Origin of the sequence: Enterococcus sp. DIV2419, from assembly GCF_051711865.1 — a bacterium.
In the GTDB taxonomy this organism is placed as follows: domain Bacteria; phylum Bacillota; class Bacilli; order Lactobacillales; family Enterococcaceae; genus Enterococcus; species Enterococcus faecalis.
Window position 1 is genome coordinate 265,796 of the sequence record NZ_JBIONS010000001.1, and the last position, 14,018, is coordinate 279,813.

Sequence of the window (14,018 nt, forward strand, 5' to 3'; positions counted from 1 at the left end):
GTTGACGGTTATTTTTTATTGTCATTTTTAAGCTTTAAAAGATTTTCCTGTTCCCTAATTGTTAAGAATAGAGAAGAAAAGCTCAAAATGTTAGTTCTGATTACTAACATTTTGAGTTTTTTTCAATAAATATCAAGAAAAATCAGCGGAAATTAGAGAGAAAATGGTGAATTCCACTGATTTCCAGGCTGTTTTTTACCAAAAAACAGTGGCTCCTCCTTGGTATAAAAGGAATCATTGGAAATATCAAGTTGTCGTATCAAAATTTAAAATTTCAGTGGGGCCTTTTTTTGATAAAATGAAAATCATACAAAAAATCATACATAGGACAATAAAAATAACAATAAAAAGTTACATAAAAAAGGAGAATGGCATGAATCAAAAAAGAAACCGTTTATTTGCAATCGCTTTGTGTGGTTCTTTACTAATCAGTTCATTAAATGGCATCCCAGCAATTGCTGAAACCATGGCGGCCCCAGATGTTCAAGGGGAGGACCGCCAAACAGTAGTCCCGTCAGAGGGGGTTCAAGGACGGGCGCCCGTTTCTTTTCCAGAGGCAGATACGGAAGTAGGCGTACCGCCAGCTGATGAAGAGCTACCAGAACAGACTGAACAAGTAGTCGGGCAAGTTGAAGCGTCAGTGACGAGTCCAATAATAGTTAATACACCAGAATCACTGCGTGCGCAGCGAGCAGTGCAGACATTCGATATTCCAGAGAAGACGTACAAAATGTCGTTTTTAGATGAAAGTGGTCGTTTTATTGATCCAGCGAAAGTTTCGATTACTGGGGATATTATGAAGTTTACTATGCAAGGCGCTTTGACGAAAGTCGGGGCCGTGGCCACTAATAATGTGGGAACCACGAAGCAATTGACGGTGCCGAAAGTAGCTTTGTCTGGGGATACAGCCATAAAGAGTTATGATTTTTCCGGCATCCAAAATGAAAAGATTACTTTGCCGCGGTTCTATAATGTTCCGAAAATCACGCCCAGTGCGAATTACACTGGACAAATCTATCCAATGGCAGTGACGAAACAGGTGAATGTTACAGGAGAAGTATCGAATGAGGAAACCACAGGCGCGAGGCTGAATATGTTTGTATCAGGTATCCCTAACCAGTTTGTCTTTTCTCGTGCTAGTTGGGACAATGATCCAGCGGGAAATATGTTTGCGCGTGGCTTTAACATGGCTACTGCAGGCGGCACACCAGCTTATCTGACTACGGATGATCACATTTACTATTATGTGCCTAACAAACGGGTTAACATTTATTATAATGACATGACCCCGAATGGCTTACCAGCGTATCCTCCAGGGTATAATGCCAGTCTTTCAAAAACAGTAGTTGATTCAGAAAATTTTCACTATAAAGCGCCAAAAGCTTTTCCAGAATTCTTTAGTTCTGGGAATCGTCACTTCCAGTTTAAAGGCTGGTATAAAGGGCCTGCAAGACCAGCGGACCCGAAAGCCGTTAAGTTAGAAACTTCATTGACACCAGAGTTCGATGTCACTTATGATAATGCCGACAATTTATATGTTTTTTATGATGAAGTCGATGAAATGACCACTACTATTCCAGAAGTTACCTATAAGTTTGGCTTTGTTGATGAAAAAGGGGCGCTTGTTGCGCCAACGAATGTAGACATTCAGGCGAACTTAACAACTGTCGAGGATAAGGTGGTCCAGAAGGTGGGGGCTATTACAGGCGCTAATGTAGGCAATTTAAAACAGTTAACCGTTCCTAGCCAAACACTAACCTATGTACCTAAAATTAAAGTTGCTTCTTCTGGGGTAACCGATTTTCGTTTGACTATTCCCAAGCGCTATCAAATCCCAACAGTCACACATGGTTCATTCTACACTGGCTCAACGACCGCCTATCCTTTGGCGACAACGTTGTTAAGATATATTAGTGGTCAGGCAGATGAACGGATAACAACGGATGGTACTCGTTATAGTTTATACAATTTACCGACGCCTCATAGCTATCGTATGTACAGAAGTAATTGGCTACCTGATGTTACCAAAACGGTATATAGTGCAGCTTTAAGTATGGCATCGACGGAAGCTCAGCCAACGTATTTCACGACAGATAACACGATGTACTATTTCTTAGAAAACCGCCGCGTCACTGAACACTATGTTGATGAAGCAGGCGCTGAGGTACCAATGCCTACAGGCTTCACGCAAGGGAATCAAACGGTGATTGACAGTGATACTTATCATTTTAAATTGGCGAAGGAATTGCCGTTTAGTTATTTTTTAAACAATAAAGCTTACCGATTTAAAGGCTGGTATAAAGGCAAAACCAAGCCTAAGGTGTTAGAAACGAGTCGAACGCCTGAGTATGATACAACGTTTGACGATAACGATGATTTAACCGTTGTTTACGAAGAAATTAAATACGGCGGAAATACGGTGACATTTGGTTTTGTTGGGGAAGATGGGCAATTGCTTCAGCCGACAGGGTTTCAGGTGACTACTGATATTGTTGAAACAATCGATGGGCTGAGTACGGTTTTAAGTAATGTTTCAGCTGCCGACAGTACAGGCAACGTTAAAACTTTGACGATCCCGCAAAAGGAATATGTATTGACTCCCCAGATGAATTTCTATGGAACAAAAAATTCATTGATTACGATTCCAAGACAATACCAAGAAATTTCTTTTACCAAACCTGCCAACTACCAAGGACTAGATTATCCAGTTGCAGGGCGTGTTGAGAATATGTTTAGTGGTAATCCGTACGATGCGGGGGCACAACCACCTTACTTTTCTGCTTCGAAAGTCAAAGCCAATCAATACAAAATAATTGAGTTTCATTGGAAAGAAGAGCCTACACAAAGTTTCTCTAGTTTGTACAAAGCTACGTTAATTCGAAGTAGCGTGGCACCAACAGGCGTAGAAATGTATCCTAATAAGCCAATCTATTACTATGCTACCAATCGCCGAGTGACTGAAAACTTTGTAGATAAATCTGGCGCAAAAATCACGCCCCCTCAAGGATTTACGCAAGGAAATCAAGTCACAGTCACCAGTGATCCTTTTACTTATACTGCTTCAAAAGCTTTACCAAGCGTTTATGCGGCTGGGGCAAAAACCTATAAGTTTGTTGGTTGGTATAAAGGAACCGCCAAGCCAACGACCTTAAAGACAACGGCTACTCCTAATTATTTGGTGGATTTTGATGATAATGACGATATGACGGCGGTCTATGAAGAAGAAACGCCGACTGCTGCTTTAACTTTGACCAGCACCAACCGTGTCGTGAATAATGGCGATAGTGTAGATTGGGTGGCAACACTGAAAAATACTAGCCTGGCACCACTTAAAACGCTGACAGTGAAATCAGCGACTACTTGGCCTGCAGGAATTGGTACGCCGACGTCACTTTCTGTCCAATTGGACGGACAAGCACCGAAAATTTATCCAGTAACGGCGACTACTTGGTCTGAAGGAATCAGCTTAACAGGTCTTGAAATACCGGCAGGTCAAACAGCCAACGTGACGCTTGTTGGCACCAAAATTTCAGGAACATCAGACCAACGCTTGACGGCAACCCTTGATGTTACAGGAAATTTTGCGACAGTGAGCGCCGCGGATGCGGTACGTCTGACAGATACAACCCAAGGAACAATTACACCAACAGAAGGCTTTATCAGCGTGCCAACCTTTGATTTTGGAAAAATGAATATTGCTAGTAAAACGCAACAATCAGGCTTGAAAAAAGCGGCCGATTACTACGAAAATGGTACACGCAATCCTTACTGGCGAATTAAGAAAAATCAACCGAATTGGCAGATGACAGCGCAACTATCTCAACCGAAAGCAACCACAGATAGTCTGCCAACAGCGACTCGTTTATTGTTAGGTCCAGCGAATGTTTCAAGTTTTACAAATTATAACGAAGCAACCGAACAAATCAAAGCAGTTGGTAAGACTAGTTCTTTGAGCTTAACGGCGAATAATGTGGCAACCAGTGTTGTCGCAAACCAACAGTTCACAGGTAGTGACGTCTACCAACTGGATTTTACGTTTGAGAACATTAAATTAGAAGTACCAGCCAACCAAGGAACCAAAGGACAACAGTACAATGCTGCGGTCACTTGGAATTTGGTGACTGGTCCCTAAAATAAAAATGCCCGAGCCTTGAAATAGGAGGCTCAGGCATTTTTTATTGATGGTCTTTTTAGGGTTGTTGTGCTATAATGATAAAGAAAAGAGAGATATGCTTCCAACATATCTCTCTGATGTAGAGCCGTTTAAGACGGTGACCAATTTTATTATTTAAAAATAACCGTGCTTGGTCAAAGTAGACGGTTATTTTTTCTTGTCATTTTTAAGCAATTTCACAATCAGCGCAATCAAAGCAATGGTAAACATACCAAACCCTAGGATCGTCTGAATTGTTTCATATGCTGACAAAAGGCCTCTCCTTTCTGTGAATTTCGGAAATACGTGCATACGCATCACCTCTCTTTCAGATTGGATAGCCACCGCCATAACTTCTCTACACATACATTATACCATGTGGTGCTAAAAAATAATTAGTTTACAATATATTTTTTTAGGTAATTGTGCTATAATAAAAAAAGAAAGCGATGCGGAAACATCTTTTTCTATTGTCAAACCGTTTAAGAACGGTGACAAAAATTAATATTTTTGAAATGACCGTCTAACTAGGCAAAGTTAAGCAGCGCCCCTTTCATTAAGGGGCGCTGCTTTTTAGTCGTTATTGCGATTGTTCAGTGTCTTTCGTAGAGAGGTTCATTTGTTCTTTGATGGCATTTTCGACACGTTGACGTTCACTCTCTTCCACAAGTTGATAAGAAATACCTTCAATCCCTGTCACGCCATCGCCAGTGTAATCGTAGCCTTTTAATTGATCGGTTTCAATCGTTTTTAGTGCGGGGGTGTATTTTTTTAGCATTGCCATCATTTGGTCAAAGGACAAGTCGGTTTCGCCATGTTCGCCGATTACGTCCAGAATTTCTTGATATTTTAGCAAGCTGTTAAAAGAAAGTAGCTTGTTGGTTAATTCGATTAAAACTTCTCGTTGGCGGCGTTGACGACCATAGTCACCTTCGGGGTCTTCGTAACGCATGCGCGCGTATTGTAAAGCTTCCCAGCCACCTAAATGCTGTTTGCCTTTCGGATAATGAATCCCTTCAGCGTCAAAAGCAAAGGCGTTGTCGACAGTGACGCCGCCCACCGCATCGCCAAGGTCCTTCATAGCATCCATATCAATTGAAAAGTAATGATTGATTGGGATGTGCAAGACATTTTCAACCGTTTTAATTTGCATATCGGCACCACCGAAAACGTGGGCCGCATTGATTTTATTGTATTCGCCATTGGTGCCAGCCATTTCCACATAGTAGTCACGAGGGATGCTGGTGATGGTAGTTTTTTGTAATTGATTATTCACTGTGACCACCATTAAGGCGTTGGAGCGGTAATCGGTTTTGCGTTTTGAGTCATTCGCAATTCCCATAATTAAGAAACTAACCGGCTCACCTTTGGCTAAATCGGGACTCTTCGTGGAAGATTTTCTTGGTTTATACATGGTGTTCGCCGTTTTTTGCAAATTACGATACATGCTGACGCCGTAAGCCGAAACAGAAAGTGTGCCTAAAAATAAAAGGGTTAAACTGAAGACCACGAATAAACTTTTTCTTTTACGAGAATGGCGGCGCCGGCGTTGTGTCGGTACTTCTGCTTCCTCTGGTTCAGGTGCCGGCAAATAACGTTGAACAATTTGAAATGAAAAGTTGATCCAGCTATAACTTAGGAGCATCCCAGCGATGACATCACTAGGATAATGAACGCGTAAGATTAAGCGACCTAACACAATCAAAACTAAATAAGTAAGTAAGAAAATTTTGATGCCTTTGGTTTTTTCGACATGAAGATAGGCCAAAATGATCAAAATCGTACAGACCAGCGCCATTGCTAATAATGAATGTCCGCTGGGAAAGCTAGCAGAGCTCCGGCCAGCTAAAGCACCTAGATTTGGTCGAGCCCGACCCACCACATGTTTAAAAACGCTCCCTAAAAAGCCGACAGCTAATAGGTTACTGACAGCCCAAAAGGCTAGGATTTTTTCTTTTTTGCGTAAAAGGTAAACCATCAATAATAAGAAGAATAGTAGCATTGGTCCAATCGTGGCTGTTTTTGCTAACAGATTGACCGCTGTTAAAAGTGGGGCATTTAATTGCCATTTGATGTGATAAATAGCTTCGTCCATTTGTTGAAACCAATTTGGACTAGCCGCCACTAACAAAGTGAGGAAAGTAAAACCAAGCGTTGTTAGGGCATAAAGTGGAAATTTTTTATTCGATGTTTGCATGAGAATCCCTTTCTTTTTCCCTTGAAAGAGTAGACTAAGCCAGCATCGATCGTAAATAAGCGCTTGCGACTAAACAGGACACAGCAAGCCAATCGGTTCTCATCGTCTGAGCTTTAGCACTATCCAACGTAAAGATTTCTCTTAGCTATTTTTAGAAGAGCCTTAATTCGACCATTCCTGTTTTACACATTGGTGTCTTTCGACATTTCTGCGCAATAGCCTATGTTTGGATAGGAGCCTCACCTAACAAGGTTATTTTATCTAACGCTAGAAGTATAGAATTTATGCAGCGGTTCTCACAATGAAGTTTAAGAAAATTTATTGTTTTTTAAATAAATTTAAAGGTGTGGGGAAGTGAAGCAGTTAAAAAAACAGTACTTGAGCATTCTAAAAAAAGAGTGGGCAAGGCTGTTCTCGGTTAACCGCTATAAATAGTTGGTGTTCAATAATGATAAATTAAAAAACAAACATTTTTTATAAGAGTGCTATAAGTTTTTTTCAGTAAAAAAGGCGGACAGTTGCTATTGAATTGCTAGTTCATTTAAAATAAATATGTCGACAATAATTGTGCACAAAGTTGATGGTCGCTATCGAAAAAGTAAAAATGATGTTGTGGAGATTTTATGTTTCAGTTGATTAAGATTACATGTTTTTTGAAGGGTTTTGCTTATAAGGGAGCGATATACATGAAAAAAATGATGTTATTTATAATTGCAGTAGGCGCAACGATGATCAGTGTTTTTGCTTTAGGAGATGCACAGCAGAGTTATGCACACGGCTATGTTGATAGCCCAGTCAGTCGAGTCAAAAATGCGGAAGCAAACGGATTTGGATGGGGACCTGGTCAAGACAGCTCACAGCCAGAAATTATCACGACACCCCAAGGAATTGAAGCGCCAACTAAATTATTAGACACGGGTCAATTAAATGGAAGGTTGCCTTCAGCTGGCTTAGCAAGCTATTCCAAACTAGATGAACAAACAGCCACTCGTTGGGTAAAAAGTAATATAACAACAGGAGAGAATAATTTTAAATGGGTGATGACGGCAAAACATAAGACCAATCGTTTTAGATACTATATGACGAAACCTGGATGGAATCCTAATGCACCATTAACGATGGACGAAATGGAACTGATTGGCATAGTAGGGCAACCAATCGGTCAAGATTTACCTCCTGGTCAAGGATTTATGGTCAATGATACAGAAACACACAGAATAAATATTCCCGCTGATAGGAAAGGATACCATGTTATTTATGCCGTTTGGGATATCAATGACACGATTAATTCATTTTATCAAGCGATAGATGTTAATGTTCAATAATCAGGTATCAAGATAATGTGGCTGAGACAAAAGTGCTTAGCGCCAAGAACCAAGTAGGTTCTGTTCATCATCGAATCACTACGTTCTTCGTGATTCTCAACACTTGGAAGGATTAAGATATGCCGAACACTTGTGTGAGAAAGTCAATTTCGGCTTATTTCCGAAGGGGCTGCTTTTGTTCAGCTGATTATCTTCAGAAGAAGCAAGTGGGACATCAGTCAAAACGACTGATGTCCCACTTGCTTTTTTCTAAATTTCCCCACTTAACCTCGACGCCATTCACCAATCTGGTCCAAACTAATTTCCCCAGAAGACAACGTTTTGGCCGTGCCATCAGGCAACTGGACAATCAATTCGCCATTTCCATTAATGGTTGTCGCAACGCCGCGGAAGTCTTGCCCGTTTTGGGTAAAAGCGACGTCTTTGCCAATCACAAAGGAGCGTTGACGGTATTCTTCTAAAAAGTCTTTCGTTGAACGTTTGTCTAAAATTTGATAAAAATGATTCCAAATGTTGGCGACTAATTCATTTCGCGTCGCCGTTGGTTCACCCTCTGGGAAAAGAGAAGTCACTTTCTGCCGAATGTCCTCAGGAAATTCGGTTTCTGTAATTGAAAAATTAATCCCCATGCCGATGATAACATTAGAAATCTGCCCTGTTTCCACATTGCTCATGGCTTCCGACAAAATCCCGCAAACTTTTTTGCCGTTTAAATAAAGGTCGTTGACCCATTTAATTTCTGTGTGAACGCCTGCCAGAGCATCCATTGCTCGAGCGACCGCTACGGCCATAATCACAGTATATTGAGCGATTTCTTCAAAATTTTGGTTCGGTTGAAGCACCATGCTCATGTAAATCCCTTTACCTGGCGTAGCGAAAAACGGCCGGCCGAACCTGCCCCGCGGCATTTCTTGCATGTCAGCAACAATCAAAGTATTGTCGGGCGTCTGGTCTAAAATCGCCCGCTTAGCATCGGTCATGGTAGATTCAGATGTTTCTAGGACGGTAATTGTTAAAGGCGGTGTTTGTGACCATAACGCCAACTGAATGCCTTCTGCAGAAAGGACATCTGATTTTTCAAGGCGATACCCCTTATTTTGCACGCTAGTAATTTGATAGCCATCTTTTTTCAATTCATTAATCGCTTTCCAAATAGCTGTGCGAGATAAGGACAGACGTTGTGCCATCTCTTCGCCGGAAAGGAATGCGGGCGTTTGTTTCATCAATAAAGTTAGGACTTGGCTTTTTGTCGACATATTTTTTCCTCCGATTCGTTATGCTTATTGTAGCGGAAAGGAAAAGGCTTGGTCAACTAGTGAAAAAATCCATCTTAGGATGGAGGAAAATGAAGCAGGCGTTTGCTATACTTGTTTTATTGAGAAGGAGTGAGGGGAATGGAAAAGCAACAATATGTTTGTGAGAAATGTGGCAACATGCACTATGTGTCGGATCAATTTCAAGCAACAGGTGGGAACTTTGCGAAAATTTTTGATGTTCAAAATAAAAAATTTATTACAATTAGCTGTACCCAATGCGGCTACACCGAACTTTACCGCAGCCAAACAAGCGGCGGCATGAATGTCCTAGACTTTTTATTAGGTGGCGGTTAGTCAAAAACGAATGCATCTTTGCATTCGTTTTTTTGTGTGAATAGAAGATAGGGGAAAATGCGTAATTATTTATTACGCATTATATAGTAAACCCAGTCACATTAAGTGTGATTTAAAATTCTTTCCATCATTGCAAAGGCATAGTATAATGAAGCGAAGGGAGTGATTTCATGCTAACAACTAAATCAAGAAGACAAGGAAGCTCGGTCGTTTTAACTTTACCCACTGATAATGGTAAAAAACCAAAAGTCGACCAAGAATATATTGTGATGTATTCTGACGACGGTACAATTACATTAGTCCCTAAAATTCAGGATCCATTTAGTGAAGGTCCAGAGGGTGAGTATTATGAAAAAGATGAGTGGCATGATCTTGCACCTGAGGGGAGAGAACTTTTTTAATGAACGTTGAAAAGAAGTACATTCCCAAAAAAGGAGATATTGTATGGATTGATTTTGATCCTGCTGCAGGTAAAGAAATTCAGAAGAGACGCCCTGGTTTAGTCGTGTCAAGATATGAATTTAATCGGAAAACCATGTTTGCTGTGATTTGCCCGATTACTTCCACCATTAAAAATATTCCCACTCGATATACGTTGCCCGATGACATAGAAACCCAAGGACAAGTAGTGATCTCACAACTGAAATCTTTGGACTTCACTGAAAGAAAATTAAGTCAAATTGAGCATTTGCCATTAAAAGATATGGCGAAAATTGACCAAATAATTGAATATATTTTCTAGTTGTTGAAAAAATGCGTAATTATTTATTACGCATTTTTTCATTAAAACCCTTTACAAAAAAACTCCTTTTTATGAAAAAGAAAACCTTAAAGAAACCCTTGACTTTTCTAGACAAAGGTAGTAGAATCTATAGAGCAAAAACTATCTGAAAGTGACGAAGCAGGAGCGAAATATTGTCCGTTCCGGTTTTTTATAGGAAAACAAAAGTAGAAACGCCAGAAAATTTTTCGGAAGCATGTTCTATTTTTGGTTTTTTTTTGCTTAAAAACTGCAAAAAATGCTTTTTGTTACATATATTTAATATATGTAATGTAAATGTAATTTTTCGGATCGGTGTTTTGATAGACTTATAACTAGAGGGGTGAAGAGCTTGGCTGGACACGTAGTAAAATACGGAAAGCATCGCGAACGTAGAAGTTTCGCACGTATCAGTGAAGTATTGGAATTACCAAATTTAATTGAAATCCAAACAGACTCTTATCAATGGTTTTTAGATGAGGGACTTCGTGAAATGTTTGAAGACATTTTACCAATTGATGATTTCCAAGGAAACTTATCCTTAGAATTTGTTGACTATGAATTAAAAGAACCAAAGTACACAGTAGAAGAAGCCCGCGCACATGATGCCAACTATTCTGCGCCATTACATGTAACATTACGTTTAACTAACCGTGAAACAGGTGAAATTAAATCCCAAGAAGTCTTCTTCGGCGATTTCCCATTAATGACAGAAATGGGTACCTTCATCATCAACGGGGCAGAACGTGTTATCGTTTCCCAATTAGTTCGTTCTCCAGGTGTTTACTTCCATGGAAAAGTGGACAAAAACGGCAAAGAAGGTTTTGGCTCAACAGTCATTCCTAACCGTGGTGCATGGTTAGAAATGGAAACAGATGCGAAAGACATTTCTTATGTTCGGATTGACCGCACACGTAAAATTCCTTTAACTGTGTTAGTTCGTGCTTTAGGTTTCGGTTCAGATGATACCATCTTCGAAATTTTCGGCGACAGCGAAAGCTTACGCAACACAATCGAAAAAGATTTACACAAAAATGCAAGTGATTCTCGTACAGAAGAAGGCTTGAAAGACATTTATGAACGTCTTCGCCCAGGCGAACCAAAAACAGCAGATAGCTCACGTAGCTTGTTAACTGCACGTTTCTTTGATCCAAAACGTTATGATTTGGCAAACGTTGGTCGCTACAAAGTTAACAAAAAATTAGACTTAAAAACACGTCTATTAAACTTAACCTTAGCTGAAACGCTAGTTGATCCAGAAACTGGTGAAATCATTGTCGAAAAAGGCACGGTTTTAACACACCAAATCATGGAAACATTAGGCGAGTACATTGACAACGGCTTAAACAGCGTAACTTACTATCCAAGTGAAGATGCGGTAGTAACTGAACCAATGACAATCCAAGTGATTCAAGTTCTTTCACCAAAAGATCCTGAACGTATCGTAAATGTGATTGGTAACGGCTATCCAGACGACAGCGTAAAAACAGTTCGTCCAGCAGATATCGTTGCTTCAATGAGCTACTTCTTCAACTTAATGGAAGATATCGGCAATGTCGATGACATCGACCACTTAGGTAATCGTCGTATCCGTTCAGTAGGTGAATTATTACAAAACCAATTCCGTATTGGTTTAGCCCGTATGGAACGTGTGGTTCGTGAAAGAATGTCTATTCAAGACACAGAAACATTGACACCACAACAATTAATTAACATCCGTCCAGTGGTAGCAAGTATCAAAGAATTCTTTGGTTCTTCACAGTTATCACAGTTCATGGACCAAACAAACCCATTAGGTGAGTTAACCCATAAACGTCGTCTATCAGCCTTAGGGCCTGGTGGTTTGACTCGTGACCGTGCCGGTTATGAAGTTCGTGACGTTCACTACTCTCACTATGGTCGTATGTGTCCAATTGAAACGCCTGAGGGACCAAATATCGGGTTGATCAATAGTTTATCTAGTTATGCGAAAGTGAATAAATTTGGTTTCATCGAAACGCCTTATCGCCGTGTTGATCGTGCGACAGGCCGTGTTACTGATCAAGTAGATTACTTAACAGCAGACATCGAAGACCATTATATCGTAGCGCAAGCGAACTCACTTTTAAATGAAGATGGCACATTTGCCAATGATGTTGTTATGGCGCGTCTACAAAGTGAAAACTTAGAAGTTGCCGTAGACAAAGTTGACTACATGGACGTTTCACCAAAACAAGTAGTCGCAGTCGCAACAGCATGTATTCCTTTCTTAGAAAACGATGACTCCAACCGTGCCTTGATGGGTGCCAACATGCAGCGTCAAGCGGTGCCGTTAATTCAACCACGCTCTCCGTGGGTAGGTACAGGTATGGAATATAAATCAGCCCATGACTCAGGTGCTGCTTTACTATGTAAACATGACGGTGTCGTAGAATTCGTCGATGCAAAAGAAATTCGCGTTCGTCGCGACAATGGCGCATTAGACAAATATATGGTTACAAAATTCCGTCGTTCTAACTCAGGAACAAGCTACAACCAACGCCCAATTGTTCACTTAGGTGAAAAAGTTGAAAAAGGCGATACTTTAGCGGATGGACCTTCTATGGAAGAAGGCGAAATGGCTTTAGGGCAAAACGTCTTAGTTGCCTTCATGACATGGGAAGGTTACAACTACGAGGATGCCATTATCATGAGCCGTCGTTTAGTTAAAGACGATGTCTACACTTCTGTGCATATTGAAGAATATGAATCAGAAGCACGTGATACAAAATTAGGACCTGAAGAAATTACCCGTGAAATTCCAAACGTTGGGGAAGACGCGTTGAAAGACTTAGACGAAATGGGGATTATCCGCATTGGTGCTGAAGTTCAAGATGGCGACTTACTAGTTGGGAAAGTCACACCTAAAGGGGTTACAGAATTATCTGCAGAAGAACGTTTATTACACGCAATCTTCGGGGAAAAAGCCCGCGAAGTTCGTGATACGTCTCTCCGTGTACCTCACGGTGGCGGCGGTATCGTTCATGATGTGAAAATCTTTACTCGTGAAGCTGGCGATGAATTATCACCAGGTGTCAACATGTTAGTTCGTGTCTATATCGTTCAAAAACGTAAAATTCATGAAGGAGATAAAATGGCGGGACGTCACGGAAATAAAGGGGTTGTTTCCCGTATTATGCCGGAAGAAGATATGCCATTCTTACCTGACGGAACACCTGTTGATATCATGTTGAACCCATTAGGGGTACCTTCTCGTATGAATATCGGACAAGTACTTGAATTACACTTAGGTATGGCTGCTCGCCAATTAGGTATTCACGTTGCAACACCTGTTTTCGATGGGGCAACCGATGAAGACGTTTGGGAAACTGTTCGTGAAGCTGGTATGGCTAGCGATGCTAAAACAGTTCTTTACGATGGACGTACAGGTGAACCATTTGATAACCGTATTTCCGTTGGTGTCATGTATATGATTAAATTAGCCCACATGGTTGATGACAAATTGCATGCTCGTTCAATCGGACCTTACTCTCTTGTTACGCAACAACCGTTGGGTGGTAAAGCTCAATTCGGTGGACAACGTTTCGGGGAAATGGAAGTTTGGGCACTGGAAGCTTACGGTGCTGCTTACACATTACAAGAAATCTTAACTTACAAATCTGATGACGTTGTCGGACGTGTGAAAACATACGAAGCCATCGTTAAAGGTGAACCAATTCCAAAACCAGGTGTGCCTGAATCATTCCGAGTATTAGTGAAAGAATTACAATCACTTGGTTTAGACATGCGTGTCTTGGACATTGAGGAAGCTGAGATTGAGTTACGCGATATGGACGATGACGATGATGATTTAATCACCGTTGACGCACTAACCAAATTTGCGGAACAACAATCAGCGAAACAGCTGGAAAAAGAAGCAGAATCAGTCGTGAAAGAAGAAGCACAAGACGTTGTTCAAGAAATTGAAACAGCCGAAGACAGAGACTAATTTGTC

9 protein-coding genes and 1 riboswitch are annotated in these 14,018 nt (G+C 40.7%); of the genes, 6 read left to right on the plus strand and 3 right to left on the minus strand.

Annotated features, from left to right (window positions below; genetic code table 11):
* Positions 1–163 precede the first annotated feature (163 nt).
* Positions 164–4,132 (plus strand): WxL domain-containing protein, encoded by a 3,969-nt coding sequence (locus tag IGI97_RS01270; RefSeq protein ID WP_438737831.1) that lies wholly within the window; start codon positions 164–166, stop codon positions 4,130–4,132.
* A 189-nt stretch (positions 4,133–4,321) separates the two neighbouring features.
* Here IGI97_RS01270 and pepG1 read toward each other — a convergent pair whose 3' ends face one another.
* Both pepG1 and IGI97_RS01280 read right to left on the minus strand, forming a co-directional pair.
* Positions 4,322–4,465 (minus strand): type I toxin-antitoxin system toxin PepG1, encoded by a 144-nt coding sequence (pepG1, locus tag IGI97_RS01275; protein ID WP_277813408.1) that lies wholly within the window; start codon positions 4,463–4,465, stop codon positions 4,322–4,324.
* Between the two features lie 268 nt (positions 4,466–4,733).
* Positions 4,734–6,350 carry a phosphatase PAP2/LCP family protein gene (locus IGI97_RS01280; RefSeq protein WP_438737833.1) on the minus strand — a complete coding sequence of 539 codons (1,617 nt, stop codon included), beginning with the start codon at positions 6,348–6,350 and terminating at the stop codon, positions 4,734–4,736.
* Between the two features lie 91 nt (positions 6,351–6,441).
* Positions 6,442–6,608: riboswitch (M-box (ykoK) riboswitch) on the minus strand.
* Positions 6,609–7,036: 428 nt separating this feature from the next.
* Between IGI97_RS01280 and IGI97_RS01285 the strand changes: the two genes are divergently transcribed.
* Positions 7,037–7,675, plus strand: coding sequence for a lytic polysaccharide monooxygenase (locus tag IGI97_RS01285; RefSeq protein ID WP_002375448.1), 639 nt, complete (start codon positions 7,037–7,039; stop codon positions 7,673–7,675).
* Positions 7,676–7,938: 263 nt separating this feature from the next.
* On the opposite strand, the gene IGI97_RS01290 is transcribed toward IGI97_RS01285, so the two are convergent.
* The gene (locus IGI97_RS01290) at positions 7,939–8,931 is read right to left on the minus strand and encodes a biotin--[acetyl-CoA-carboxylase] ligase (RefSeq protein WP_010778026.1); all 993 of its coding nucleotides are present in this window, start codon (positions 8,929–8,931) and stop codon (positions 7,939–7,941) included.
* A 138-nt stretch (positions 8,932–9,069) separates the two neighbouring features.
* On the opposite strand from IGI97_RS01290, the gene IGI97_RS01295 reads away from it, so the two are divergent.
* From IGI97_RS01295 to rpoB, 4 genes are all read left to right on the plus strand, one after another.
* Positions 9,070–9,285: a zinc ribbon domain-containing protein gene (locus IGI97_RS01295; protein WP_002354768.1), complete on the plus strand. Its 216-nt coding sequence runs from the start codon at positions 9,070–9,072 to the stop codon at positions 9,283–9,285.
* 170 nt (positions 9,286–9,455) lie between these two features.
* The gene (gene mazE / locus IGI97_RS01300) at positions 9,456–9,686 is read left to right on the plus strand and encodes a type II toxin-antitoxin system PemI/MazE family antitoxin (protein WP_002354773.1); all 231 of its coding nucleotides are present in this window, start codon (positions 9,456–9,458) and stop codon (positions 9,684–9,686) included.
* On the plus strand, positions 9,686–10,027 hold the full coding sequence (locus IGI97_RS01305) for a type II toxin-antitoxin system PemK/MazF family toxin (protein ID WP_002354774.1): 342 nt from the start codon (positions 9,686–9,688) through the stop codon (positions 10,025–10,027). The genes mazE and IGI97_RS01305 overlap by 1 nt, the downstream gene beginning before the upstream one ends.
* 370 nt (positions 10,028–10,397) lie before the next feature.
* The gene (rpoB, locus tag IGI97_RS01310; protein WP_002389470.1) at positions 10,398–14,012 is read left to right on the plus strand and encodes a DNA-directed RNA polymerase subunit beta; all 3,615 of its coding nucleotides are present in this window, start codon (positions 10,398–10,400) and stop codon (positions 14,010–14,012) included.
* Positions 14,013–14,018: the final 6 nt, after the last annotated feature.

Excerpts from the sequence above, each read along its gene's own strand:
- IGI97_RS01285 (WP_002375448.1), top strand. The coding sequence starts at position 7,037 with ATGAAAAAAATGATGTTATTTATAATTGCAGTAGGCGCAACGATGATC.
- IGI97_RS01305 (WP_002354774.1), top strand. The coding sequence starts at position 9,686 with ATGAACGTTGAAAAGAAGTACATTCCCAAAAAAGGAGATATTGTATGG.
- mazE (WP_002354773.1), top strand. The coding sequence starts at position 9,456 with ATGCTAACAACTAAATCAAGAAGACAAGGAAGCTCGGTCGTTTTAACT.
- IGI97_RS01295 (WP_002354768.1), top strand. The coding sequence starts at position 9,070 with ATGGAAAAGCAACAATATGTTTGTGAGAAATGTGGCAACATGCACTAT.
- IGI97_RS01270 (WP_438737831.1), top strand. The coding sequence starts at position 164 with ATGGTGAATTCCACTGATTTCCAGGCTGTTTTTTACCAAAAAACAGTG.
- pepG1 (WP_277813408.1), bottom strand. The coding sequence starts at position 4,465 with ATGCACGTATTTCCGAAATTCACAGAAAGGAGAGGCCTTTTGTCAGCA.
- IGI97_RS01280 (WP_438737833.1), bottom strand. The coding sequence starts at position 6,350 with ATGCAAACATCGAATAAAAAATTTCCACTTTATGCCCTAACAACGCTT.
- IGI97_RS01290 (WP_010778026.1), bottom strand. The coding sequence starts at position 8,931 with ATGTCGACAAAAAGCCAAGTCCTAACTTTATTGATGAAACAAACGCCC.